This window comes from Flavobacterium sp. SP2 (genome assembly GCF_057626655.1).
This window is the reverse complement of record NZ_JBVHBT010000007.1, coordinates 131,189-157,716: the sequence shown is the minus strand read 5'-3', so window position 1 is coordinate 157,716 and position 26,528 is coordinate 131,189. Positions and strand designations below refer to the sequence as shown.

The window sequence follows — 26,528 nt, the reverse complement described above, 5'->3', positions numbered from 1 at the left end:
AATTGATAAGTCTATTAACTTTGCGGGCTTGATGGTTCACTTTGTCAGTTTTGGTTGTTAGCATAAAATTACGAATAATTCAATGCACAAATCTAAAGGCTGGGCTTGCGCTTGCTATTTTGTCTTCGTGGAGAATAATCTGGTGGCTACAATTCTGTCTTTCAAAGAAATTCAGTAGATTTGTTTGGTCAGTGTTCGCAGCAGCAACAGACGCAAAGCGGCATTACGTTAAACAACCCAATTGTTAAAAAAACTTTCGCAAATACAATATTTAGCAGACACTTATGAAAATTGAACCTTAAAAACTTAATATACATCAAATATGAATGAAGAATTAATTCCGACAAATCAAAACGAAAATGCAGCTACTGTCTATAATCAGACTTTAGAACAGTTTAAATCGCTATTTTATCTTGTAAAAGGCAAAAGAGACACTCAAATTAAACTTTATTCAGATAATAAGTCATTTTCTAAATCAGCAATAATTGCATTGAATGAGAAAATTCAAGAAAAATTATCTATTCATACGATTCCAAACAAATTATTAACAATTACAGTAACTCTTTCAAAAAACCATATAAAATCTTTTGGTAATTGGAATGAATTTTTACAAGAAAAATGGGATACAGCTCAAACAACAGATAGCATTACGTTGGACTGGGATTTTGAAATGCTTATACCAAATAGAGTTCACACGTTACCACAAACACATAGTTTAAAAGTTAGATTAGGACAAGGTCTAAAACCAAATGAATTTTTTCAAATTATGATAGTTGGTGGCGATGAGTCTGAACTTGAAGAAAGTCAGGCACAAATGGTTGCAAAGGTAGATTTTGTTAACGCAACAATAGCGACAGAATTATTAGAAAAAGTTAATGATTGGTATGAAGCATTACCTCAAAAAACAGATGAAAATAAATTAAATGTTTGGCTAGGTAACCAGAGTAATAAGATCTCGCTACTTACTGAAACTTTTATTATAATTTCTGGTTTAGCACTTTTTTTCCCGATTGGTGAATATTTTATTTCAAAAACTTCAAAACTAAATGATTTATCATTTATTTTGACTTATAACTTTTATGCTATTTGCGGAATATTTTTATCTTTCACAATATTTTCTAGAATAGGTCAGTTCTATGGAAGAAAAATAAATCGAAAAATTGATAGACTTCGTGGAACACCATTATTTGAAATGACGAATGGTGATAAAAATGAATTAACAGAAATACTACAAAAAAATAAAAGTTTAAGGAATGAAATTTTTATGAAACTTTTTATTTCTACTATAAGTTCTTTAATACTAGCTACTTTGGGCTATGGAATAAAATATTTATTGGAAAATATTTAAGCGTCTGCTAACAGCTGTTTCAAGAAATGGCGAGGCACGGGATTTATCAGAAATTGGAAAGGTTTTTAATTAAAAGTTTTGTTTATATTTGTGAAGGCTTGGTCTTGGTTCATCGCAACTTCTTAAAGGCGAAACGTTAGCAACAAATTTTAAATACCAAACTACATATGAAAGTATCATTCTTTTTTTTAATTTTTGTGGCATTTCAATTGAATGCACAAATTGGTTTCCAAAATGGTTCAGTTTTAATTGATTTAACTCATTATTCTTCGGATATTACATCTATTACATCATCTGATTTAAACAATGATGGTTTTAAAGAGGTAATTGTTAGTTCTAGATATGATAATACTATAATGTTATACATAAACATTAATGGTAATATACAAGAAAACCAAAGACAAATAATATATGATAATTCTCAAGCAAATTTTGATGCAACTTATAACATTACGTCAACAGATTTAGATAGCGATGGGTTAAAAGATATAATAGTTGTAAGTGGATTTGAAGATAAAATATTTTGGTTTAAAAACTTAGGTAATTATAATTTTGGTTCTGCAATTATAATTAATTCTGCAATAGATAACCCTAAAGTAGTAATTTCTCAAGATATAGATAACGATGGAGACAATGATTTAATTGTTGGTTCATATAATAGCAAAGATGTAACATTATTTAAAAATAATGGGAATGGAACATTTTTAAATCAACAAATAATCTATACATTATCTAGTGGGGTTAATAGTATTATATTAAAGGATTTAGACAATAATGGTTACAAAGACATCATAAGTGGACAAAATGATGGTAGTATTTACTGGGTAAAAAACATTGATGGAGTAAATTTTAGCACAACAAACTATATAACAGGTTCAGCCGATAATGGAACAGGCTTTGATTTTATTGATATTAATAATGATACATATTTAGATATTATATTTTCATCAAATTATGATGATAAATTGAGATATTCATTAAATCAATTTGGTAATACATTTAATACAAATCCTGTTATTGTTGACAATAATATTATTGACCCTTATCAAGTTAAAACAATTGATTTTGATAATGATGGTATTCTTGATATTTTAATTTCAACTTATTCAGATGATAAAATTGGATGGTATAAAAATAATAACAATGGAACTTTCTCAAATTTTATACAAATAACAAATAACATATTTAATCCCAAAGATTATATAATTGAAGACTTAAACAATAATGGCGTTTATGAAATTATAAGTTCTTCATATGAAAGTAATATTTCTTCAAGACAAAAATTATCAATATTTGAGAAAGATACTTTTGGTGTTTATAATGAAAAAATAATCAACTTTTACTTTGGAGCTGTGAATTCAGTTAAAATAGCAGATTTAAATAATGATGGGAATAATGATATAATCTCAGCTTTTGGTTCAATTCTTTGGAATGAAAACAAAGGAAATAATGTTTTTACATCTCAAAAATTAATTAGCTCTATTAACTTGACTTCATTTGTTTATGACATCGAAATTAAAGATTTAAATAATGACAATTTTTTAGATATTGTTGGTGTAACAAACAATGGTCTACAGGTATATAAAAATAATGGAAACGAAACCTTTGACTTAGTATACAACTTGCCTTTATCAAACTCATCACGCGAAATTGAATTGGCAGATATTAATAACGATGGTAAATTTGATATTATTTTGACTTTTTCTGGCGGAGCTAATCCCTTAGCCAAAATTATTAATAATGGAAATTTTGGTTTCCAATCAATGATAAGTATTAATTTTTCTAATTATGGATATAAACCAAATAAAATTAGATGTAGTGATATAGATAATGATGGGGACAAAGATATTGTAACAAGTTCAACTGAATACTCAAAAATACAATTACTTAAAAATGATGGAACAGGAAACTTTTCTTACAACCTTATTCAAGAATCTATTTCTACAGACCCGATAGATTTGGCAGATGTTGATAATGACGGTGATTTAGATATTATAACAGCAGGAAGTTATAGTTATGGAAATCAAAATTTATCTTTACTAAAAAATAACGGAAATGGGATTTTTCAATCGCCTAGTATTTTAGATTCCCAAAGTTGCAAATCTATCAATTTAGCAGATATTAATAATGATGGAAATATTGATATAGTTGTTACTTCTTATGAATATTATTCTCCTTATGATGAAAAAATTTTCTATTATTTAGGTAATGGTACAACTTTTGCAAACAAAGTTATTATAGAAAGTTTGGGTGATGCTTTAAGTCTTAATAAGAATTTGTGTTTAGGAGATTTGAATAATGATAATAAAATTGATATTGTTTCAAGTTATTATTTTATAAATACTGTAAAATACTTTTTAAATAATTCAACTTTATCAATAGAAAAATTTGATATAAATAAAGACAATTTCATAATTTTTCCTAATCCAAGTAATGACAAAATAAATTGGTTAAATGAGCTTGGTATAAATAGAATAATAATTTATAATTTAATAGGTGAAGTTATTTTGGATAAAACTGTCAATTCTAGTAGTATTGATATTAGTTACCTTGGAAAAGGTACTTATATTGTTAAAGGTATCTCAGATAAAAGTATATATTATTCAAAATTAATTGTAAATTAAATCTGTTGCTAACAGCAGTTAAATAAGATTTGGGTTTTAGGCTGAATTTAATCAGGTTTTGTGCCTAAAAAATAAGTCTTTAACCGAAAGATTAAGGCATCCTTTTTCCCAATCCTCGTGTAGCTGCGGAACGTTCTACAACCCAATTTTTACATAAACTTTCGTTAATATAATAGTTAGTGGCAAGGCTACCGAAAATGCTCAAAAATGAAGAACATTTGTACAATATTATTATTGCTGAATTTTTCAATTCACTCTTTCTCTCAAGACAAGTTTTTTTGTCCAACTTATGTTTACGAAGGATTTATAAAAACCGACAAAGATGAAAAACTAGAAATAAAATTGAATTTTTTAGTCCTACTCGACTCTACTTTAGTTGGCTCATATTATTACAAACCTCAAAACGGTTCGCTAAAACTAGTTGGACAACTTAATAAAAATAACACATTTAATCTTGTTGAAAGAGATATAAACGAAAGCATAACTGGTATTTTTAACGGACAAATAACTGTTGATAAATCAAAAATCTCAGGATTGTGGACAACACCTAATAAAGACAAAACATTCAACTTTGAACTAAGTCAAGTTAAAGGAAAATCTTATTGGGATTTTATACAAAAAAACAGAGATTTATTTGAATATAAAGATTTGAAACAAGCGATAAGAAAGAGAGAAAAAGTATTAAGCATTGACGTTGCAAGTCAAGGTTTAAAGAAACTACCTGAAAAACTTTATAAATTGACAAATATAGTTTCAATTAATCTGCTTGGAAATCAATTTACTGAATTCCCATCGGTTTTAAGTAAATTGAAAACTCTTGATGAAATTTCTTTAAGTTCAAATAGATTAACCAATGTTGGAGCAGAGATTGGAGAATTGAAAAATTTGAGAATATTGATAATGAATAATAATCAACTTAAATCTTTGCCGAAAGAAATTGGAGAATTGACAAACTTACTCTATCTAGAAATTGGAAATAATGAGTTGAAGAGTTTACCAAAAGAAATTAAATATCTAACAAGTTTGCAAGAATTACACATCGAAAGAAATAAATTAAGTGAAACAGAAAAGATAGAGATTAAAAAATTACTGCCAAATTGTATAATACACTTTTGACAGAAATAAGCCCAGCCACTAACAGCCGTTTCTCGCAATTGCGAATTTTGTAGTAAGTTCACGTTTCGCAAGAAATTTTATCTTTGATAGAAAATAATCGGTTCCGAAGTTCGCAACCTCGCCAAGCGCCGGAACGATAACACAAATGTTACAGAAACTTTCGCAAAAACATTAGTTGGCAGTAATGTTACCTCAGAATACTACAAAATGAAATGCTTAAAAGGAAATATTTGAAAATATTCGGAATATTAATTGCAATCATAATTCTGATTGGCACTTTTTATTACATAAGATTTTGCAACTATTACAAAAGTGGTGAGAATAAAAACTTTGAATTAAAAGTTGGTGAAACTTTGGAAATTAGATTATATGAAAATGGTTCAACAGGCTATTCAAATTGTTGGCTAAACGAAAATAAAAGCAAAAAATTAAAATTAGTTGACCGAAAATATGAAAATAGTCTATATGCAAAACTTGGCTATGATGGTGCTGGAGGAATAATAACACTATTTTTTAAAGCCCAAGAAAAGGGAATTGATACAATAAAAATAGCGAATTGTCCACTTGGTCCAGAAAATAAAAACTGTAGTAATTATTCTGAAAAAAATACAGAAACTGAGAATGAATTTATGATTGAAATAAATGACTAATAATTGAAAACACTACTGCCAAAAGCGGTTTCAAGAAATGGCGAGGTTCGAGATTTATCAGAAATTGGAAAGGTTTTTAATTAAAAGTTTTGTTTATATTTGTGAAGGCTTGGTCGTGGTTCATCGCCACTTCATGAAGCCGCAGAACGTTAAAAAATCCAATTATTACATAAACTTTCGCAAATACAATAGTTATAGCCAATACCTAAAAAACTGAACTAAAACCAAAAGTATGGAAGAAATTAAAGAAGGTTTTGAAATGAATTATAAATTAACTTATCATTCTGAACGCCAAAAAAGAGTTTGGGATTCATTAGTTTATGGTCATCAAAGAATTGACATATTAATTATTGCATTATCAAGTGCAGGAATTTATGTATGCTTAGAAACCTTAAAATATCTTTACGAAAAAAATTTATGCGTTAATCCAATTATAAAAATTTCCGCTTTCCTCCTATTGTTAACAATAATTTTGAACCTTATATCACAATGGTTTTCAACTAAGATTCACTTTAATGATTATGAAATTTGTGAATATTGTATTACATTATCTGAGGAAGATATTCAGAAATGTCTTGATGAAATAAATAAAAGAGAAAAAATAATACTCAAATATGATAAACTAGCAAATTATGCAACTATAGGTAGTTTTATACTTTTAGTAATAGGATTATCAAATTTGTTGATATTTTTTACATTTATTTTTTAGTTGGAGGAGTAACCGGCACTCTTGGCAATGACCTTCCTGGATCTTGTTTAGGAATTGGTGCTGATGGAGAATTAGGTCTACTTGGATTTGGATTGTTAGGTCTTGGAGAATTCGGATTTGGTTTATTATCACTTCTCATGCTTCTATTATTAAATTAGTTTAGTACACAAATATATAAATTTTGATTAAAGTACTGGCTATAACACTTGTTTTGCGCTATTGCTGGGCTTACGCTTGCTGTTTTGTTCTTCGTGGAAAATAATCTGGTAGCTACAACTCTATCTTTCAAAGAAAATTTGTAGGTTTGTTTGGTTCGTGATTGCAGTAGCAACAGACGCAAAACACGGTAACGTTAAATAACGCAATTGTTACATAAACTTTCGCAAATACATTAGTTATAGGCAATTTTAGAAATCCGCAGTGAATTCACAACTAAATTCTACGATATGAAACAGTTTAAAGAGACTGAAAAATTATTACTTTTTGAAGAGATTAAAGGGGATATTAAAAAAATTTACCGCCAAAATAAAGAAGATATTGAAGAAAAGAAAGTTTTAATATTTGCTTATGTAAAAGGAAATATCGAATTAGAATTTGAAAGTGATACAATTAAAAAAATTATAATTGAAAATTCAGAAGAAATTCCAGCTTTTCTGAGTTCATATGGTTACGGTTTTTCAGAAAAAAGTCTAAATAATTTTTTTAGGTATAACTTCACAAGCGATGAAATAGATAAAATTGTTTTAAGTCAGACTAAATCTTCAACTAAATCTGGAAAATCATTAATTTTTAACTACTATGATATTGAAACGCTTTTGTCGTCAATTAATCAAGAACAAAGAGCTTGTAATGACACAAAAAAGATTCTAATAAAGAATTTAATCGTACAAGCATTTCCTAAAATAAATTTTGACTTTCAAGAAACAAATAATAACAAAGAATTAATTCTGCGAAACTTAAATGATAAATTAATCGAAAAATTAACTGCATCAGAAATACAACATATCGGAGATTTTTATGTGAAAGCTGCAAGAAAATTTAAAGCTAGTCACATAATAAAAAAAATGACTGCCGGATTATTTAAAAATGCGCAAATTCTATCGTTACAAGAAATTATCTTAAGATATGAAAAATTATTAAAAGAAAATCCAGCTGAAAGTGAATGGCAAAAATTTTTCGATGAGTATATAACATTATTTGATAGTCGCTATGTACATAAAATTAATTACAAAAATATTGCAACTGGGCTAACAAAATACCCAGATTTAGTTTTAGTTGACATTTATGGTTATATAGATTTTTATGAACTTAAAAAAAGTGGTACAGAATTAATTCAATACGATAAAAGTCATAGAACTTGGTTTTGGAGCAAGGATGTTTCAATGGTTATCGCTCAAGCATCAGATTATCTTCAAAAATCAAAAGAGAATGCATTAAGTTATGCAAAAGCAATAAAAACTGAAACCGAAACCGAAACTGAAGTTGGTCTTGAAGTCAATATAATTAATCCAAGAGCAATAATTGTTATTGGTTCAACAAGTCAATTAGACACAGAAAAGAAAAAGCATCATTTTAAAAATCTTCGTGAAAGTTTAAAAGATATTGAATTTGTTTTGTATGACGAACTATTAGAAAGACTAAAAAACCTTTTAGACTCAATTAAAATCGAAAAATAAAAACTTAAGGCGGTTTCAAGAAATGGCGAGGTATGGGATTTATCAGAAATTGGAAAGGTTTTTAATTAAAAGTTTTAGTTATATTTGTGAAGGCTTGGTCTTGGTTCATCGCCACTTCTTGAAGCCGCAAAACGTTACCTGCCATATTTAAACACGTATCTATAAAAATGGACGAATTACAAGATTATAAATTCAACGAAATATATGATTTAGCTGCTCTAATTGATTCATCAGCAAAATATGAGAGTTCATTTTTTAATTATGATAGAAATTTATTTATAAATCGAGCTAGCAAGTTTTCGAAGAAAACACTTTTACATCTTTACATTACCTCGACATCATTAAATCATTTTAGAACACAATTTGGAAAAGAAAGTGATTTTTTTCATGAGGATGGCGTCATGGATTCTTGGTATAATTCTTTTGAAGAATATAATATCAATTTATCAAAATTCAACTTTGAAGGCAAACAAACCATTTATGACTGGTTCAAAAAAAATGAGAAAAAATTTGAGCAGCTTTTTGACAAAATGGCTGATGAACTTTTTTACATTCTTTTCTCTAACAGAGGATTTCTTTTAAATTTTAATTATCTAGTTTCTGAAACTGTTTGCGATAATATTTTCCCTGAAAAGGATTTAAATCCAAAAGGAAAAATAAAAAGAGTAAACATTCCGCAATGGGTTAGAAATGCAGTTTATCACAGAGACAAAGGGCGTTGTGTATTTTGTAATACTGATTTAACAAGGTTAATAAACATTTTAACTTCTAGTAACTTTGACCATATGATTCCTTTAGATTTAAATGGCGCGAATGATCCATGTAACATTCAATTGAGTTGCGAGAAATGTAATAAGTCGAAAAAAAATAATGATGGCTCAACAAGCACGCAGTATATTCCGTGGTGGTAAAAATACGGCAGGTAACAGCCGTTTCTCGCAATTGCGAATTTTGTGTAAGTTGACGATCACGTTTCGCAAGAAATAGTATCTTTAACAGAAAATAATCAGTTCCGAAGTTCGCAACCTCGCTAAGGGCCAAAACTTTACTCAATAAAAACACACAACTACAAAAAAAAAGCCAAATCTTCCGACTTGGCTTAAAAAGTGGCTTAAAAAAAAGAACACTTTTAAATTAAAACATTATTTTTTGTGCTTCCTGCTGAGGTATTTCAGAAGTATTGAAATTGAAAAACTAACTACCGCACCTACCGCTGCTAAAACGACAGTCTTAACAAGGTCGTCAGAATTCAAATTCGGTACCATACTCAAAAAAGTACCTCCAGCAGTACCAACCAATGTTGGATTAGTTGGTGGATGCACCATCGTCTTTAGTCAATTGACTAACCGCAGAAACCACACCGCCAACAACTGCAAGATAACCCCCAAGCGAGGTCACAAGCACAGGCAAGGCAACAGGCGCCGACACAACAGCACCACCAACAGCTACCAAAGCCAAACCGATATTTCGAAGCACTCTAAAAAACCGTGGCGTGGGAGCAGTAATTCTACTTACTATTTTTTTCATAATCTTAAATTAAGAGGTTATAATTAATTCGACACAAGCATTCCGATCTAAGAATGGGTAAAGCAATGCTTTCAAGGCAGCAAACGCTTTTCGGGATTGCAAACCCAATCCTGCGCCAGAAATTTTGGTGACAGGGGCAATACAGCCGTGCAATTCATGCAACGCATTATTGGCGGGATGAAATAAAATCAAACTGCGTTGGGGTACGCCCACCACCTCCAAATGCCATTTGAATTGCGCGCTGTAGCGCTTTCGTATAAAATACTTCCCTTCCGGAATGCAGGAAACCTTCTTTTCATTCATCTTCCAAGGCAATTCAATCGTGTTACAAAGGAACTGACCATTACATTCGAGTGTTCCATTCGTTCCTTCAGGGAAATAAGTTCTAGTTAAAAGTACATACATAGTACACTAACTGCATAACGTGCATTCAAGCCTTCGCGCCGCGAACACGTTCAAATCCATAACTGAATTTTTCAAAGCAAGTTCCCGACCTGCGAACGACTAAACGCCACTAATTTCAATAAGAGACAAGGCATTAAACGACCCATTTTTCAACGGATACTGAACCCCATTAATCTCCTGATAAAATTCAACGCCAAGCGCCAAAAACAAAGGATTCGTGCTCGCTGCGGTAACCGTACTAACCAACGATAGTACAGCAGTAGCAGCGTCATTGTAAGGCAAAATTGCACTAGAGCTTTCGGCCACTACAAAGGTCCCTGCCTCAAAATCAATGGCAGCTCCCGAAGAAACAATTTTAAAATGCGTGGTGCCACCCGGTGCACTAACCATCTTGTTCGGGATAAAGGACGGAATAGAAACACTCAAAGTTCCCAACACGCGATCAATACTTCTGGTAAAAGGTGCATACAAAGTCGTAGCCAACTTACCATTGATATTAAATTCAAAGCCAGTCAAAAGCTCCAATTCGCCATCCAACACATTCCGCAACCCGCGAAGACTAACTGCATCTTCTTGCAGCACCTTCACCATTTCACGGGTCAACCTACTCACCATTCTGAAGTCAGAAGCAGTGATCAACAACGTTCTAAATGCAGTGCGCAAGATTTTACCCGCTACGCCTGCCCTACCAAATTCCGAACCATTCTCACGCGTCCGCTGAAAAGCAGCATCGTTCATAATTCTACTCTTGTCGACACCGCCCTTTTCTCGAGCCAAGTGTCCATCTTTTGATTTGTAAAAGGAAATACCTCCTATGGTTCCTTTCAACTTAAGAATTCCGGTCTGTTTTGCCATTTTCATTAAGATTTTAAATTCAACATTCAGAATGTTAGGTACATTCCTTCAAACCTCATAAATCCTTCCTTGATGCATCTCCGTTAACAGATTTAATACCACAAAGTTGTAACATTACCAACAACCAAAAAAACGTTTGGTTCCACAACAGACTAAAAAGGCCTATTTTGTTCACTTTCATTCTTTTTTGACCCATACAAAAAGTAGAGCGTCGAACCTTGAAAGGTTAAAAAGCGACTGCAAACGACCATTATTTTGTAAAAAAAAAAGAAGACAGTAATAAAAAAAAACGTACATTTGATGGTATAAACAAAGAGGTAATAGTACGTGAAAGCCGACCAAAAAAGAGTTTGCATTTACCCAAAAGACGTTCAAAGAATTACTGGAAAAAGTTATCGATACGCTCGATTACTGCTCATAGAGATCAAAAAAGAACTAAAGAAAGAAGACCACCACTTCTTGACAATTGAAGAGTTCTGCCAACACAAAGGTCTCAACATAGAGCTAGTACTTCCATTAATTTTGGGGTAACAACTAAGGCAAAGTTCCTTAGCACTTCAACTCACAGTAAGACAACCAGTTCAACAAGCAGTTCAAAAAATAGCCGCCGAATAGCAAGATAAACAGGAAAACATAAAAAAAGCCCCAGCAAAATACAATGCAAGGGCTTGGTTCAAAAAACTAGTAAACTTCAAATTGCAGCAGGACAAGCATCCAGCAATACGAAATACTAAAAAATAAGGGCGCTACTACGTTACAATACGTCCAACAAATGCAACACATTATGAGCACCATTATGAAGCGGATAACGCACACCATTAACTTCCTGTGAAAAGGCAATCAAAATAAAATAAAGGGAAACCCCCAATCCACTAGGCACAGCTACCGGTGTCAAAGTAGGTTGCTGCGCCGTCATATCGAGTACAGCAGTAAGAGCCGGACTATAACAAACTTCAAACAAACCAGTTTCAAAATCAAGTTTCGCATAAGCACTCTGCAACGTATAATGCGTAGCACCATCGGGAAGTTGCAGCTGTTCAACCGAAAGCAAATTCGCAATACCAACGGCTCCAGTAGCAACGTCCAAATCAAGGGGAGCACTCAAAATACTAGATAACGGCGAACGAGCATTAAAATCAAATCCTTTCAACAACTGCTTGCCACCAGCAGGTACCAAACCCTTAGCAACAGTCCGCTGTCCTCGAACACTCGTACCATCCAACTTTTTAATTTGAGCAAACACCGAAAACAACCGATTACTCAACCTGCGGTCCTTTGCTTTCAAAACCAGCAGACTTACTGCACTGCGAAGCCGCTTAGCGGCAAGCACACAGTCACTAAATTCCTGATTATTCTCTCGAGTTCGAACGTATGCAGCTCCTTTAGCAACCTTTTGCTTGCTTACACTACTCTTTCGTTTCACCAAAAATCCAGCGTCACTTTTATAAAAAGTAAGAGTGTCAATCGTGCCTCGAATTTGTAAAATTCCATCTTGTTTTGCCATATCATATCCATTTTAAATTAAACAATCCACCAAAAGTAAAAGGATAGAAATTCATACAAAACTACTTGGTTCCATAAACGACCAAAACAGACCATTTTATCCCTTTTTGTACTACAATCAACCACCAGTAGAATTGAATGAAGCTAAAGTACAGTTAGTGTACAGCTACTGTAGGGATAGTATAGGGATACTGTAGGGATACTGTACGGATAGTGTAGGGATAGTGTATGGATAGTGCATGAATTGTGAACGAAATTCAAGAACAATACAACATACCGTTATGCTATACTATAAGCCAAAAGTACAAGCTTACTACAACGAACAATTGCGCATAAAAAAGCCTGTACTAATCAAGGTACAGGCTTTTTCTATTGTGAAAATAAAATTAGTTGCCGCCACCCAAGGCTTTATAAAGTTGAATTACGGCGTTCATCTGCTTGTATTTATTATCAATGTAATTGATTTCGGTGTTCAATGCATTGTCTTTAGCAGTCAACACTTCTAAATAAGTAACCAAACCATATTGCAACAACTCATCAGAATAACCTGCGGCCGTACTCAAGGCATCCAATTGATTCTTTCGAATAACCAATTTATCCGTTTCATTGGCATACAAAGCCAGTGCATCCGAAACTTCTTTTCCAGCAACCAGAATTGCTTTTTCATACTGCAAATACGCTTTCTGCTGGTTGGCTTTCGCAACTTCCAAACGGGTTTTATTCTGACGTTGCATAAAAATAGGCTGAGCCAAACCCGTAATTACAGTAGCAAACAAAGATCTGGAACTGAACCATTCTTGCAAATCCAAACTTTGCAAACCACCAGTAGCATTCAGAGTTAATGCAGGATAAAAATAACTTCGTGCAACATTCGTTTGCTCAAATGTAGTTCTGAAATTCAATTCGGCCGCGACTACATCAGGTCGTTTGCTTAACAAATAGACAGGCAATCCCGCCGAAACTGTGGCATCAATCTTTTGAGATTCAAAAGTGGAACGTTGTATTGCTCCTGATGTTTTACCCAATAAAATGGAGAAAGCATTTTCTGTAATCTTTCGATTGTAGTTCAAATCTTTCAAAATAATTTCAGTAGCATATTGCTGCGCTTCGGTTTGTTTTACCGCAACTTCATTCACATTTCCAGCATCTTTCAAAGCTTTAATCACTGCAACACTTTCAGTTCTGTTCTTCATGGTATTGGTAACCACAGCAATTTGTGCATCGAGTGCCAACAATTGAAAATAAAGCGATGAAATACTAGCAATCAATTCTGTTTGAACCGCTTGTTTGGCTGCATTAGTTTGCAAATATTGCGCTACAGCGCCTCGTTTTGTACTTCTAATTTTTCCCCAAATATCAGCTTCCCAAGAGACTTTTGCCGATAATTCATAACTATTTAAAGTACTGAACAAACCGCCAAACTGACTGTTTCTAGACAATTCTTGGTGCGTATACGTAGCATTTGCAGAAACTGACGGAAGATAACCTGCTTTGCCTTGCTTCATCGTAGCTTCAGCAGCAGTAATATTCTGAATGGCAATTTGAAGATCTAAATTGTTTTGTAGGGCATCAGTAATGTGCTGTTGCAAAATAGCATCAGTAAATAATTTATCCCAAGAAACCATAGCCAATGAGGTGGTATCAGCACTTTCGGTTCTAAACAATTTGTCCGTAGTAACTTGTGGTGTTTGATAGTCCTTAGCTACAAAACACGACTGCAGTAAGAACAACAGTGCAACTAAAACTACACTTTTTATGATAGAGTGCTTTTTCATATTTTCAATTATAAATTTTCATCGTTTTGTGAAGAGGCAACTGGTACTGGTTTTGAACTTATTCGCTCTTGCAAGTTCTGGAATACCATAAACAATACTGGAATGACAAAAACTCCCAAAACAGTTCCAATTAACATACCTCCAATGGCGCCAGTTCCAATGGCATTGTTTCCAACTGCTCCTGCTCCTTTGGCCAACATCAACGGCATCAATCCCAAAATAAAGGCAAAGGACGTCATCAAAATAGGACGCAAACGCGATGTTGCTCCTTGCACTGCTGCTTGGGCAATCGTCATGCCTTTTCGCCTAGCATCGGCGGCAAATTCTACAATCAGAATAGCATTCTTGGCCAGTAATCCAATTAACATAATCAATGTGATTTGAAGGTAAATATTATCACTTACATTAAAGAAATAAGCAAAAATATACGCGCCTGCCAATCCAACAGGAAGAGAAAGTAATACTGCAAATGGCAACATATAACTTTCATATTGTGCGGCCAATAAGAAATAAACAAAAATCAAACACAGCATGAAAATAAAACCGGTTTGTCCTCCAGCACTAATTTCTTCACGAGTCATACCCGAAAACTCATAACCGTAACCAATAGGTAAGCTGGTACTCGCAACTTCTTGAACTGCTTTAATCGCATCACCAGTACTGAATCCTGGTTTAGGCGCACCAGTAATTTTTACTGATGTAAATAAGTTAAATCGATCAATAGCCTGCGGACCAAAGACTTTCTCCAATTTGACAAACTGTGAAATAGGTGCCATTTGACCAGTGTTATTTCGAACCATCACACTGTTTAACGATTCTGGATCAGCTCTAAATTGCGGTTCCGATTGATAAATAACGCGGTATTGTTTTCCAAATTTATTGAAGTTGGAAGCATAAACACCACCATAATATCCTTGCATGGTTCCTAAAACATCGCTTACCGTTAAACCCGAATTTTTAATCCTAGCAACATTCAAGTCAATTCGATATTGCGGATAGTTCGGAGAAAATGAAGTGGCAGCATATTGAATTTCCGGACGCGCATTTAATGCAGCTAAAAATTTGTTATTAACCTCACTCAATTCCTTGATTGTACCTCCTTTTTGATCTTGCAGTTGGAATTCAAATCCGTTGGTAAAACCAAATCCTACTAGTGTGGGACGCGCAAAAAATAAAACTTTTGCATCTTTAATCGTCGCAGCACGTTTGAATAATTCTCCGACTATAGCCGAAATTTCTTGGTTCTTTTCCGGTCGATCTGCCCACGGTTTCAGTTTCAAAATTACCATTCCGTAATTACTTCCAGTACCACTAATCAAACTTCGTCCCGAAATACGAAGCATTTCTTTTACTTCAGGTAGATCTTTTACTTTATTTTCAATCTGTAATAATACTTCTTCTGTTCGTTCCAATGAAGTTCCAGGTGGAAGCGATACATCCGATAAAATAGCACCAGTATCTTCACCCGGTACAAAGGCTTTCGGAGTCACATTCAATAGCAATACAAAGATTCCAGCAAAAACGGCGATTCCTAGAAATCCAACCCATTTATTTTTAATAAAAAACTCAACTGATCGTTTGTATTTAGTTGTAGTCGTTTCAAAAGCAGTATTGAATGAAGTATAAAACCGTTGTAAAAATCCTTTTTTCTTTTCTTCATGATCGTGTGCTTTTAAGAAAATAGCACATAAAGCTGGCGAAAGTGTCAAAGCATTTACAGCCGACAATACAATGGCAACTGCTAAAGTTAAACCAAATTGCTTATAAAAAACTCCAGCCGAACCACTAATAAAAGATACCGGAATAAATACCGCAGACATGACCAAGGTTATCGAAATAATGGCACTACTGATGTCGTTCATCGCGCTATGAGCAGCTTTTCTAGGGTCTTTTTCTCCAGCTTCCATTTTGGCGTGAACGGCTTCGACTACCACAATGGCATCATCAACTACAATTCCGACCGCAAGAACTAATGCGAATAACGTCAATAAATTAATCGTAAATCCGAACATACTCAAGAAAAAGAACGTTCCGACAATCGCGACTGGAACCGAAATCGCTGGAATTAATGTAGATCTCCAATCTTGTAAGAAAACAAAAACCACTAAAAATACCAGTAAAAACGCTTCAATTAAAGTATGAATTACTTTGGTAATCGATTCCTCTAAAAAGTCGTTCGCATTGATTAAGGTAGCATATCCTACTCCATTTGGAAAACTAACTTTAGCATCGTCCATCACTTTTAACGAACCTTCAATAACTTCTTGCGCATTCGAACCTGCCGTTTGTGCAATGGCAATGGCTATAGATTTGTTTCCATTGGTTTTAGAACTTCCAGCATAATTTACCGCACCAAGTTCTATTTTGGCAACATCACCCAATTTTAAAACTTCGCCGCTTGGAGTGGAACGCACCACAATTTCTTCAAATTCTTTGGTACTTTGTAAACGACCTTTATATTTTAAAGTATATTGAAACGACTGATTACCGCTTTCACCTAATTGTCCTGGCGCCGCTTCAATATTTTGTTCCGCCAATAATGTGGTAATATCGGAAGGAACCAAGCCGTAGCTTGCCATAACCGATGGTTTCAACCAAATACGCATCGAATAATCTCTTTGTCCAAATATTACAGCATCTCCAACCCCAGCAACACGTTTAATTTTTGGTAAAATATTGATGTTGGCATAATTCTGAAGAAAGGTATCATCATAATCAGGGTTTTCACTGTATAAGGATAAAATTAGAATGTTATCACTTTGTCTTTTCGAAGTGGTTACTCCTGATCTTGTAACTTCCTGTGGCAATAAGGGTGTTGCTCTTGAAACTCGATTTTGAACATTTACCGCTGCCAAATCAGGATTCGTACCCAATTTAAAGTAAACGCTTATTGCTGCCGAACCATCATTGTTAGAAGTAGAAGTCATGTACGCCATATCTTCCACTCCATTGATTTGTTCTTCCAACGGAATTACAACAGAATTCATTACAACTTCAGCACTTGCACCTTGATAGTTTGCAGAGACGGTTACAGTTGGCGGCGCTATTTCTGGGTATTGCGATACGGGAAGTGAAATTAATCCCAAAACTCCCAATATCACGATGATAATGGAAATCACCGTTGACAATACAGGTCTGTCAATAAATTTTGAAAACATAATGTGTTATTTCAAGTGTTAGTCTGTAATTATTTTTTAGGAGTTTCTAACGATTTCAAATCGACTACTTCTGGTTGAATTGGCGTTCCTTCGGTAATGATTCCAATGCCTTCTACCAAGAATTTATCACTAGTTGTCAACCCTTTATCTACCACAAAAAACTTTCCTCCTGGAACTTCACGTACTTCAATCGGAACAAATTTTACTTTGTTGTCTTTATCAACAATCAAAGCAATTCGCTTGTCTTGCAATTCCAATGTGGCATTTTGCGGAATTAAAATTACATCCTTCAAATTGGTAGGTATTTGAATTACGCCACTTTCGCCAGAACGCAACAATCGGTTAGGATTTGGGAATTTTGCACGTACATTAAACGAACCTGTTTGTGTATTGGCTTGACCACTAAACGTTTCAATTCTTCCTGATTGTTCGTAAGCTGAACCATTACTTAAAACTAAGTTCACGGCTGGAATTTTTCCAATTTTATCTTGAAAGGTGGTTCCAGCAGCATTCATCATGATGTCCAATTGCTGTTTCTCGTTGATAGAAAAATAGGTGTAAACCGAACTCACATCAGATACTCGCGTCAACGGTTCGCTTGTAGCACTACTCACATAGCTTCCAATACGCAACGGCAATGTTCCTACAATTCCGTTCACAGGGCTTTTAATCGTGGCATAATTAATACGTGCTAGAATACTTTGATACGTACTCACCGCACTTGCTAAATTGGCTTTGGCAGTTTCCAGTTGTACATCGCTAATAATTTTACGATCTACCAAAGGTTTTAATCGGTTTACTTCTACTTGTGCAGCGGTTACTTTCGCTTTTGCTGCGCCAGCATCTTGGGTCGCCGACAACGTTTCCAATTTAAATAAGATTTGTCCTTTGCGCACTTCCTGACCTTCATCTACAAATATTTTTTCGATATATCCATCCACTTTTGCGCGAATTTCAATGTCGGTAACACCTTCGATTGTTACAGGATATTCTGCAAGTAAAGTAGTATTAGTTTTTTCGGCTAAAACCACTTTATAGGGCATTACTGGTGCTTCTTTAGGTGCTTCCTCAGTTTTTTTACATGAAAATAAACTGACAGATACAATCACAAGGCTAAAAAAATAGTGCTTTTTCATAGGATTTTTATTGTGTTGATTGATTTTGAGTTTCTATTGATTTGAATTTACTTATTGTGGTTTTTAAAAGTTCTTCTACCTGAATCAAATGCTCTTGGTAGGCAACCATATTGTGAAAATTAATTTCCTCTTTCACGCAAGAAATATTCTTTTGTCGGTATTGTTTCAATTGGTCTAACAATGTTTTTTCCTCGTCAATTAAAGTAAGGTAATTTATTAACCGCTGACTTAAAGGCGCAGCTTTAAAATATTTTTTTCGATCACCAACAAGAGTAAAATATTCGATTCTATTTGTTTTTAATAACAAATTCAAATTCGTAGAAACCGAACTTTTACTTGCTTGCATCAGCTCGATCAATTGTTCAAATGTCAAACCAAACTTACAACCATCAATGATTAATGTCGATAGTATGCGTCCTGCAAGCGGCGGAATGTTATAAATGTGTTCAAAATGAACTCCAAAAGATTCAATTAATTCATTTTTTTCAGTATCCATGAATACAATTTTTTGGCAAAAATAAATTTAGTTCGCTAAACACCGAACTAAACGAACATAATTTTTTGTTAAATTTTAAACGATTGTTTAATAATTATGGAAGGTAAAAACAATACAACTAGATAAAATAAATTAAGTAATTTGTTACAAACTACTGTAAAAGAATATTTTACAAAATAATTGAAAAAGATGAAAAAATACTATTTATGAAAATGTTCAAAATATAACCTAATAGTAAAATATAAGAACGAAATTAAATAACAGAAGTTTCGTAAATTAGCCTAAATAAAAAGTACTAATTTAAAAATAATTGCAAAATGACAACATCGAATACAAAAGCATTTGGAACTCAAGCACCTGATGCTCCTTTATTAGAAATGAATATTGCACGACGTGAAGTTGGAGCAAAAGATATCGAAATTGATATTTTATATTGTGGCGTGTGTCATTCAGATCTGCATACCGCTCGAAATGATTGGGGTTTTACTTCCTATCCAGCAATACCAGGACACGAAATTGTGGGAAGAGTGACCAATATAGGTAGTGAAGTTACCAAATTAAAAGTAGGCGATTTAGCCGGGGTTGGCTGTATTGTAGACTCATGTCATACATGTGAAAGTTGTAAAAAAGACTTAGAACAATACTGTTTAACTGGATTCACAGGAACTTACAATGCTCCAGACACCCATCTTGGTGGTATGACGTATGGTGGTTATTCTGAAAAAGTAGTAGTTGACGAACACTTTGTACTAAAAGTACCTACTAATTTAGATTTGGCAGCCGTTGCACCGCTATTGTGTGCAGGAATTACAACATGGTCGCCATTACGCCATTGGAATGTTACTAAAGGAAGTAAAGTAGCCGTGGTTGGGCTTGGTGGATTAGGACACATGGCAATTAAACTTGCAAAAGGTTTGGGTGCCGAAGTTACCTTGTTCTCTAGAACACCAGATAAAGAAAAAGATGCTTTAGATCTTGGCGCCGATGCGGTAATTATTTCGACCGATGCTAAACAAATGCAATCTGTGAGCGGTAAATTTGATTTAATTATTGATACCGTTCCTTATGTTCACGATGTGAATCCGTACATTGCTACTCTTGGAATTAGTGGAACATTAGTATTGGTTGGCTACCTTGGAGGATTGGAACCTTTTTTACAAACAGTTCCAATGATTTTAGGAAGAAAAGCAATAGCTGGTTCTGTGATAGGAGGAATTGCAGAAACACAAGAAATGTTAGATTTCTGTGGAAAACACAACATTGTTTCAGAAATTGAAATCATCAAAATGCAAGATATAAATGAAGCCTACGAGCGCATGCTGAAAAGCGATGTTCGTTATCGTTTTGTAATCGATATGGCTTCGTTGAAAGGATAATTTATTGATTAAATAGTAAAATCCCAAATTCTATATAATGTAGCATTTGGGATTTTTTTTTATCAGTTGGTAGAAAGACACTTTTGAAATAGTAAAAACTTTGTTATTTTAGCTCTAATGATTTATCATGCAATAAAATCCGTTTTGTTTACATTTAATTACATCATCACTGTTTACACTAACTATTCAAGTGTCAAAATACAAAAATATCCTTTGTAAGAGATAGCAAGTAAAAAGAGTAGTATTAAAAGTAACAGAAGATGTTTTGAGTTTTACTTGAAAAAAATATTTATTATAATAACCTAAATTATGGTAGTTTTAACAGAAAATCAAGCCCATATATTGATGCAGTTTATTGCAGAAAAACTAGCAAACACCTCTTGTAATAATAAATTAAAGTTTGCTAAGCAATGGGCCATGACTCATAATGTAGACCAAGATGATTTTGAAGATGCCATGATTGAACACGGCTGTGGTTGTGATTGCGAAATTCTGTTAAACTTGCCTGAAGAAGGTGTAATTGAAATAGATGAAATAGTACGAACGACTGATGAGGTCAACCCTTTTAAAATACCAAGTCTTTTTATTGAAGACACGTTGCGCACTTATACTAAAGCATTATTTACAAGCGAAGATTTAGATTATAACAGGTATACCAAACCAAATGAATTACTAATTCCGGCGCCTTATGGTCATAAACCCAAAAAGAAAATTGCCAAAAATGATTGGTTTTTTTTAAGTACGAAAAGTGAATTACCCAATATAATTGGATTTGTAAAAGAAATTGAACCTGTAACAGCAATTGAATTTGCAAAACAAGTTCGAGCAACTGAGATAAGCTGCTTACATAAATTTTCTCCTAGAGCTGCTGCCTACTTTTTATCGAGAATCGATTTAATTCCCGTCGGTACTGGAGCATGGTGTCACTTCTTGGAACGTACAGGAATTGGTGGCTTCAGTGCCGATTTAAAAATTAACAAAGTGGTCCGTTAAAGTGGTTCGTACTTGAATGAAAATTCGATTGTACCAAATTTCAATCAAACCTAGTACTTACAAAAACAGCTAATAAGGTCAGGCTTAAATTATAAGACTATAGCTTTTTGGATGCAATTTAAAAACTTTAAAAATAGTAGTTACATTAAAAAAAGAGTATTTAAGTTTGATTTTTAAAGTACAACTTTTAGTGCAACCATTTTACTAACAATTTTAAATATCAAGATTCAACTAAATAATTTAACTTTGAATCAGTAATTTCGATCAAAAAAAAACCTCCCAACCAATCGATACTATTTTCAAGATTATGAAGAACAAAATACTAATTGCTACCATCTTCCTTTTAAACATGCACCTCCTTCAAGCCAATAACGAAGTGGACTCGCTATTACAAGTGTTAAAAAATGAAATAATTAAAAGCAAAAACTACATCAAACTTAAAGAAAATAGAATAAAAAATTTAGAAGCACTAGCCAACGATACCAACGCCAGTTTGACCAATCAGTACTTTATTACCAACAAAATAATCGATGAATACCAATATTATAGCTTCGACAAAGCACTACTTTTCACCGAAAAAAATTTAGATATTGCTAAAAAAAGTAACGATCAATATAAGATAACCGAATCGCAACTTAAACTTAGCAGATTACTCACCGACTCGGGAAGGTATAAAGAATCCTTAGATATCTTGAAAAGCATTAAGCGAAAACATTTAAGCAATACCCTTTTAAACGACTACTATTTTGTTCATAAAGAAGCCTATTCTGGATTGAATTTTTACACGATGGTGAAAAATAGCAAACTTGTTTATTCCGAACTGTATAACAAATATCAAGATTCACTTTCTAAACGACTTGGTGTAACTTCTACAGATAATTTAGCGCTACTAGAAAAAAAATACCGAGACCAACGCAACATCAGTAAAGCACTTGAAATTAATTCACAAAGATTAAAAAGTTGTACACTAGGTACTCGAGAATACGCTATGGTTACTTTTGAACGCTCCATTCTGTACAAGTTTGAATCGGATGTAGAAAATCAAAAAAAGTATTTAATTCTATCGGCAATTTCTGATATCAAATCTAATGTAAAAGACAATGCCTCTTTAACAGAGCTAGCCATGATTTTGTACTCAGAAAAAGATATTGATTTGGCTCATCAGTTCATTTCCTTCTCGATGGAAGATGCTAAGTTTTACAATTCACAACTACGTTATGTAAACATATCCAATATTCTAACCTCAATAACGAAAGCCTACGACGTGCAAAGTAACGAACAGAAGTCGCAACTCAAAGGTTTCTTAATTGTAATCAGTATTTTGGTTTTACTCTTACTTGGCGTGGTAGTATATGTATACAAACAAAATAAAAAAATATCTTTAGCCCGAAACAATCTCAAAATGGCTAATAAACAACTTACTTCTTTAAACAAGCAATTGCATCTGAATAACGAAGACTTGAACAGTTTATACAGTCAACTTACTAAATCTAATGAAGTAAAAGTACATTACATTGGGACTTTCTTAAATCTGTATTCCGAATACATCGACAAACTTGATGTATATAGAAAGCTGGTTACCAAATACATTGTGACCAACAAAACCAATGATTTATTGGAACTAACGAAATCCAAACAAGTAATCGATTCGGAGTTAAAACTATTTTACAAAAACTTTGACGAATCGTTCTTAACCATCTACCCTAATTTTATATCCGAATTCAATGCTTTGTTAAAAGCAGACGAACAAATAACTATCAAAAATAATGATGAGATTTTAAATACCGAACTGCGCATCTATGCACTCATCCGATTAGGAATAACCAACAGTAGTAAAATTTCTGAAATTTTAAGATACTCGGTGAATACAATTTACAATTACAGAGTCAAAATTAAGAATAGCGCAAACGATAGAGAAGAATTTGAGAATTTAGTAAAAAAAATAGCTTAAAATTGTATTTTTAACTTCTACCGAACCTTAAATTAACCGTAAAATAACAAGATAAAGTATGTAAATCACTACTTTTTTTTGTGCTACGTATTTTATTAATTAGTTATATATCAATTAATTAAAATTTAACAACATTGTATTTTATCCACTTTTTTATTACTTAAAAAATTTTCAACATACAACACGATGTATTTTTGTGATTACGATATTTTAACCTAAACTAAATCGATTTAGTTTGTGGATATCAAAAAATAATCCTAATCAATAGATAGTGTTTTATGAATCTAACCAACCAAAAAATTAACTTTTTTTCAATAGCATTTCTGCTATTATCCTTTACCGTTTTTTCGCAAGAAAAGAGCATCAATGGTACTGTAAAAGATGGACTCGGATTACCCATTCCCAGTGTATCAGTACTGTTAAAAAATTCGCAAATTAGCACAACTACTGATGTTGATGGTAATTATCAAATCAGCGTACCATCAGAAAACGCAGTACTAGTATTCAGTTTTGTTGGTATGAAAACTGTTGAAGTCGCTGTTAACGGAAAAAGCACCATAAATGCAACATTAGAAGATGATGTGCAAACTTTAAACGAAGTAGTCGTTGTAGGGTATGGAACGCAGAAAAAGAAAGATTTAACAGGATCTGTTTCAATTGTAAAAAGCGACGATTTAAAGAACAGAACCAACACTCAAATAGGCAATTTACTTCAAGGTCAAGCCACTGGTGTTCAAGTACTAAGTAGTTCAGGAAAACCTTCACAAGGTCTAAGTATTCGTATTCGAGGAACTAGTTCTATAAGTTCTGGAAGCGAACCTTTGTATGTTGTAGATGGCGTTCCTACCAACGACACTAGATCGATAAATCCGTCAGATGTAGAAAGTATCACCATACTTAAAGATGCCGCTTCTGCTGCTATTTATGGTGCTAGTGGTGCTAATGGTGTAGTATTAATTACCACTAAAAAAGGAAATTCTGCCAAACCTAAGTTTACTTACGAAACCTATACAGGTTTCTCGCAAGCTTGGAAAACATTACGTGTTCTAAATGGAGAACAATACCGCGATTTGATGGAAGAAAATGGTCAAACACCGCCAGGAGGTTGGGCATCGTATACCAACAATACCGATTGGCAAAAAGAAATTTTCCAAACAGGCTATTCCCACAACCATCAATTTTCAGTATCTGGTAAAAGTAACGAAACCAACTACTACCTTTCGGCAGGTTACTTAACGCAAAATGGTGCGGTTAAAAGTGCCGAATTGAAACGTCTTAATTACAAAATCAATCTGGACCAAAAAATCAACGATTGGCTGTCCGCAGGAACAAGAATTGCTTATACGAAATATTCTGATGTGGATATTAAAGACAATACCAACGTGAACGCAGGTGGTGTTCTATTAGGAGCTTTAACAACCCCATCGGTAATTGGTGTTTTTAACCCTGATGGTAGTTTTACTAGCAATCCGTTTCAAAACTGGGAAAACCCGCTTGCAAGCACCGACGGCTTGGATCGAGGTTATGAAAACAGCCGCTTTTTGGCGAACTTATTTTTACAAGCCAAATTTTTGAAAGATTTTACATTCAAAACCAATTACGGTATTGACAACAGTAACGGCGTCTATGCCGCATTTTTAGATCCGTTTAGAACTGGATACGGTCGTGCATTAAAAGGTCAAGCTGTTCGTTCGTCCGACCAAACCAATTATTTTATCTTTGACAACACACTTACTTATGCCAAAACGTTCAATAAGCACAAAGTTGACGCTTTAATTGGAACGGTAATTCAGAAATTTGAGTACGAAAATTCAAATATTGAAACCCGAAACTTTGCTAGTGCAACCATCACAACGCCAAATGGTGGTTCAGAACTATTCGCCGCTAGTGCTTCTAAATCAGAAAAATCAAACACAGCATTCATAAGCAGATTAAATTATAGTTTTGACGATAAATACCTAATTACTGCCAATTTTAGAGCCGATGGTTCTAGTGTCTTTGGACCAAACAACCGTTGGGGTTATTTCCCATCTGTTTCTGTGGGTTGGAAAATGTCTAACGAAAATTTCTTAAAAGATAGCGAACTGGTAAACGATTTGAAACTGAGAGCCAGTTATGGTATTGTAGGAAATGACCAGATTGGTACTTATGCCTACTTAGGTCGTATCGGTTCTGGCGCAAATTACCCAATTGGTGGTACTACACAACCTGGTACTTTCCCAAGTACTTTAGAAAATTTAGATTTAAAATGGGAACAATCAACTCAAACCAACATTGGAGTTGATTTTGAAATCCTAAAAGGTAGAATACGATTGACAGCAGATGCTTATGTAAAAAATACAACCGATTTACTTTTAGATGCTCCACTACCAACTACATCAGGATTTGATAGAGCGATACAAAATATCGGAAAACTCCAAAACAAAGGTTTAGAATTCGGATTGAAAACCGTCAATTTCAAATCAGATTTTAGTTGGGAATCCGGCTTTAATATTTCATTCAATAAAAATGAGGTAATAGATTTAGTAGGACAAGAGCTTTTCCTAGGAGGAATCTCAGGTCGTGGAGAAGCTATATTAGTTAAAGAAGGTTTGCCGTTGGGTAGCATTTTTGGTTACGTTTACGGTGGTGTTGATCCAGCAACTGGTAATGCTTTTTACATCGACAAAGATGGCGCTTCTACCTTCACTCCTACTGAAGACGATAGAAGAATTATTGGTGATGCCAATCCTGATTTTATGTTTTCGGTAAACAATACATTCAATTACAAAAATCTAAGTCTGCAAATATTCTTAGAAGGAACTTATGGCAACGACATGCTCAATGCAACACGCATTGAAACTGAAGGTATGATTGACCAAAAAAATCAAAGTACTGCAGTTTTAAACCGTTGGAGACAACCAGGAGATGTAACCGACATTCCTAGAGCTTCTTTTGGAAATACTGATAATTCAAGAATTTCAACCCGTTTCGTAGAAGATGCTTCCTATATGAGATTTAAAGCAGTATCACTAAGCTACAATTTTAATAAAAAAACAACCGATAAATTAAATCTTGACAACCTACGATTTTATGTAACTGGAGAAAATCTTTTCACCATAACCGACTATTCTGGTTTTGATCCTGAAGTCAATGCATTTGGTGGAAGTAACACCGTTAGAGGTATCGATTACGGTACCTATCCACAATCTAGAACAATCATTTTTGGTTTAAATGTATCATTTTAATTT

At 33.5% G+C, this 26,528-nt stretch carries 20 protein-coding genes; 11 read left to right on the top strand and 9 right to left on the bottom strand.

Features of this window, described 5'->3' with window-relative positions:
* The first annotated feature begins 322 nt into the window (after positions 1-322).
* The 5 genes from ACZ098_RS14550 to ACZ098_RS14530 all read left to right on the top strand — a co-directional run bounded on the left by ACZ098_RS14550 (position 323) and on the right by ACZ098_RS14530 (position 6,447).
* Positions 323-1,348, top strand: a complete 1,026-nt coding sequence (locus tag ACZ098_RS14550) for a hypothetical protein (RefSeq protein ID WP_487312494.1) — start codon at positions 323-325, stop codon at positions 1,346-1,348.
* Between the two features lie 167 nt (positions 1,349-1,515).
* The gene (locus ACZ098_RS14545; RefSeq protein WP_487312493.1) at positions 1,516-3,972 is read left to right on the top strand and encodes an FG-GAP repeat domain-containing protein; all 2,457 of its coding nucleotides are present in this window, start codon (positions 1,516-1,518) and stop codon (positions 3,970-3,972) included.
* A gap of 207 nt (positions 3,973-4,179) precedes the next feature.
* Positions 4,180-5,088, top strand: coding sequence for a leucine-rich repeat domain-containing protein (locus ACZ098_RS14540; protein ID WP_487312492.1), 909 nt, complete (start codon positions 4,180-4,182; stop codon positions 5,086-5,088).
* Positions 5,089-5,300: 212 nt separating this feature from the next.
* A complete protein-coding gene (locus ACZ098_RS14535; protein ID WP_487312491.1) occupies positions 5,301-5,738 on the top strand; it encodes a protease inhibitor I42 family protein in 438 nt (145 codons plus the stop codon).
* Positions 5,739-5,970: 232 nt separating this feature from the next.
* Positions 5,971-6,447, top strand: a complete 477-nt coding sequence (locus ACZ098_RS14530; protein WP_487312490.1) for a hypothetical protein — start codon at positions 5,971-5,973, stop codon at positions 6,445-6,447.
* Here the strand turns inward: ACZ098_RS14530 and ACZ098_RS14525 are convergent.
* The gene (locus ACZ098_RS14525) at positions 6,437-6,586 is read right to left on the bottom strand and encodes a hypothetical protein (protein ID WP_487312489.1); all 150 of its coding nucleotides are present in this window, start codon (positions 6,584-6,586) and stop codon (positions 6,437-6,439) included. The two genes, ACZ098_RS14530 and ACZ098_RS14525, sit on opposite strands and share 11 nt — an antisense overlap.
* Positions 6,587-6,893: 307 nt before the next feature.
* On the opposite strand from ACZ098_RS14525, the gene ACZ098_RS14520 reads away from it, so the two are divergent.
* Both ACZ098_RS14520 and ACZ098_RS14515 read left to right on the top strand, forming a co-directional pair.
* Positions 6,894-8,123 (top strand): Shedu immune nuclease family protein, encoded by a 1,230-nt coding sequence (locus tag ACZ098_RS14520; protein WP_487312488.1) that lies wholly within the window; start codon positions 6,894-6,896, stop codon positions 8,121-8,123.
* Positions 8,124-8,290: 167 nt separating this feature from the next.
* Entirely contained in the window at positions 8,291-9,034 is a 744-nt protein-coding gene (locus tag ACZ098_RS14515; RefSeq protein ID WP_487312487.1) for an HNH endonuclease, read from the top strand.
* A 394-nt stretch (positions 9,035-9,428) separates the two neighbouring features.
* Here the strand turns inward: ACZ098_RS14515 and ACZ098_RS14510 are convergent, their stop codons facing one another.
* From ACZ098_RS14510 to ACZ098_RS14475, 8 genes are all read right to left on the bottom strand, one after another.
* Positions 9,429-9,650, bottom strand: a complete 222-nt coding sequence (locus ACZ098_RS14510; RefSeq protein ID WP_487312486.1) for a hypothetical protein — start codon at positions 9,648-9,650, stop codon at positions 9,429-9,431.
* Between the two features lie 9 nt (positions 9,651-9,659).
* Positions 9,660-10,055: a DUF5675 family protein gene (locus ACZ098_RS14505; protein WP_487312485.1), complete on the bottom strand. Its 396-nt coding sequence runs from the start codon at positions 10,053-10,055 to the stop codon at positions 9,660-9,662.
* Between the two features lie 99 nt (positions 10,056-10,154).
* Positions 10,155-10,910, bottom strand: a complete 756-nt coding sequence (locus ACZ098_RS14500) for a hypothetical protein (RefSeq protein WP_487312484.1) — start codon at positions 10,908-10,910, stop codon at positions 10,155-10,157.
* A 754-nt stretch (positions 10,911-11,664) separates the two neighbouring features.
* Entirely contained in the window at positions 11,665-12,414 is a 750-nt protein-coding gene (locus ACZ098_RS14495; RefSeq protein WP_487312483.1) for a hypothetical protein, read from the bottom strand.
* Between the two features lie 385 nt (positions 12,415-12,799).
* Positions 12,800-14,188: an efflux transporter outer membrane subunit gene (locus ACZ098_RS14490; RefSeq protein ID WP_487312482.1), complete on the bottom strand. Its 1,389-nt coding sequence runs from the start codon at positions 14,186-14,188 to the stop codon at positions 12,800-12,802.
* 8 nt (positions 14,189-14,196) lie between these two features.
* Positions 14,197-17,346, bottom strand: a complete 3,150-nt coding sequence (locus ACZ098_RS14485; protein ID WP_487312481.1) for an efflux RND transporter permease subunit — start codon at positions 17,344-17,346, stop codon at positions 14,197-14,199.
* A gap of 29 nt (positions 17,347-17,375) precedes the next feature.
* Positions 17,376-18,482, bottom strand: coding sequence for an efflux RND transporter periplasmic adaptor subunit (locus ACZ098_RS14480; protein ID WP_487312480.1), 1,107 nt, complete (start codon positions 18,480-18,482; stop codon positions 17,376-17,378).
* 7 nt (positions 18,483-18,489) lie between these two features.
* Positions 18,490-18,978: a GbsR/MarR family transcriptional regulator gene (locus ACZ098_RS14475; RefSeq protein ID WP_487312479.1), complete on the bottom strand. Its 489-nt coding sequence runs from the start codon at positions 18,976-18,978 to the stop codon at positions 18,490-18,492.
* 317 nt (positions 18,979-19,295) lie between these two features.
* On the opposite strand from ACZ098_RS14475, the gene ACZ098_RS14470 reads away from it, so the two are divergent.
* From ACZ098_RS14470 to ACZ098_RS14455, 4 genes are all read left to right on the top strand, one after another.
* Entirely contained in the window at positions 19,296-20,354 is a 1,059-nt protein-coding gene (locus tag ACZ098_RS14470; protein ID WP_487312478.1) for an NAD(P)-dependent alcohol dehydrogenase, read from the top strand.
* Between the two features lie 309 nt (positions 20,355-20,663).
* A complete protein-coding gene (locus ACZ098_RS14465) occupies positions 20,664-21,347 on the top strand; it encodes a DUF2695 domain-containing protein (RefSeq protein ID WP_487312477.1) in 684 nt (227 codons plus the stop codon).
* Positions 21,348-21,654: 307 nt separating this feature from the next.
* On the top strand, positions 21,655-23,298 hold the full coding sequence (susR, locus tag ACZ098_RS14460) for a SusR family glycan utilization regulator (RefSeq protein ID WP_487312476.1): 1,644 nt from the start codon (positions 21,655-21,657) through the stop codon (positions 23,296-23,298).
* A gap of 278 nt (positions 23,299-23,576) precedes the next feature.
* Positions 23,577-26,525 carry a SusC/RagA family TonB-linked outer membrane protein gene (locus tag ACZ098_RS14455; protein ID WP_487312475.1) on the top strand — a complete coding sequence of 983 codons (2,949 nt, stop codon included), beginning with the start codon at positions 23,577-23,579 and terminating at the stop codon, positions 26,523-26,525.
* Positions 26,526-26,528: the final 3 nt, after the last annotated feature.

What these genes read in the sequence shown, in the direction of transcription:
- ACZ098_RS14505 (WP_487312485.1), bottom strand. Translation starts at nt 10,055, where the DNA reads ATGTATGTACTTTTAACTAGAACTTATTTCCCTGAAGGAACGAATGGA.
- ACZ098_RS14470 (WP_487312478.1), top strand. Translation starts at nt 19,296, where the DNA reads ATGACAACATCGAATACAAAAGCATTTGGAACTCAAGCACCTGATGCT.
- ACZ098_RS14510 (WP_487312486.1), bottom strand. Translation starts at nt 9,650, where the DNA reads ATGAAAAAAATAGTAAGTAGAATTACTGCTCCCACGCCACGGTTTTTT.
- ACZ098_RS14530 (WP_487312490.1), top strand. Translation starts at nt 5,971, where the DNA reads ATGGAAGAAATTAAAGAAGGTTTTGAAATGAATTATAAATTAACTTAT.
- ACZ098_RS14545 (WP_487312493.1), top strand. Translation starts at nt 1,516, where the DNA reads ATGAAAGTATCATTCTTTTTTTTAATTTTTGTGGCATTTCAATTGAAT.
- ACZ098_RS14465 (WP_487312477.1), top strand. Translation starts at nt 20,664, where the DNA reads ATGGTAGTTTTAACAGAAAATCAAGCCCATATATTGATGCAGTTTATT.
- ACZ098_RS14455 (WP_487312475.1), top strand. Translation starts at nt 23,577, where the DNA reads ATGAATCTAACCAACCAAAAAATTAACTTTTTTTCAATAGCATTTCTG.
- ACZ098_RS14495 (WP_487312483.1), bottom strand. Translation starts at nt 12,414, where the DNA reads ATGGCAAAACAAGATGGAATTTTACAAATTCGAGGCACGATTGACACT.
- ACZ098_RS14520 (WP_487312488.1), top strand. Translation starts at nt 6,894, where the DNA reads ATGAAACAGTTTAAAGAGACTGAAAAATTATTACTTTTTGAAGAGATT.
- ACZ098_RS14500 (WP_487312484.1), bottom strand. Translation starts at nt 10,910, where the DNA reads ATGGCAAAACAGACCGGAATTCTTAAGTTGAAAGGAACCATAGGAGGT.
- ACZ098_RS14485 (WP_487312481.1), bottom strand. Translation starts at nt 17,346, where the DNA reads ATGTTTTCAAAATTTATTGACAGACCTGTATTGTCAACGGTGATTTCC.
- ACZ098_RS14550 (WP_487312494.1), top strand. Translation starts at nt 323, where the DNA reads ATGAATGAAGAATTAATTCCGACAAATCAAAACGAAAATGCAGCTACT.
- ACZ098_RS14525 (WP_487312489.1), bottom strand. Translation starts at nt 6,586, where the DNA reads ATGAGAAGTGATAATAAACCAAATCCGAATTCTCCAAGACCTAACAAT.
- ACZ098_RS14475 (WP_487312479.1), bottom strand. Translation starts at nt 18,978, where the DNA reads ATGGATACTGAAAAAAATGAATTAATTGAATCTTTTGGAGTTCATTTT.
- ACZ098_RS14515 (WP_487312487.1), top strand. Translation starts at nt 8,291, where the DNA reads ATGGACGAATTACAAGATTATAAATTCAACGAAATATATGATTTAGCT.
- ACZ098_RS14490 (WP_487312482.1), bottom strand. Translation starts at nt 14,188, where the DNA reads ATGAAAAAGCACTCTATCATAAAAAGTGTAGTTTTAGTTGCACTGTTG.
- susR (WP_487312476.1), top strand. Translation starts at nt 21,655, where the DNA reads ATGAAGAACAAAATACTAATTGCTACCATCTTCCTTTTAAACATGCAC.
- ACZ098_RS14480 (WP_487312480.1), bottom strand. Translation starts at nt 18,482, where the DNA reads ATGAAAAAGCACTATTTTTTTAGCCTTGTGATTGTATCTGTCAGTTTA.
- ACZ098_RS14535 (WP_487312491.1), top strand. Translation starts at nt 5,301, where the DNA reads ATGCTTAAAAGGAAATATTTGAAAATATTCGGAATATTAATTGCAATC.
- ACZ098_RS14540 (WP_487312492.1), top strand. Translation starts at nt 4,180, where the DNA reads ATGAAGAACATTTGTACAATATTATTATTGCTGAATTTTTCAATTCAC.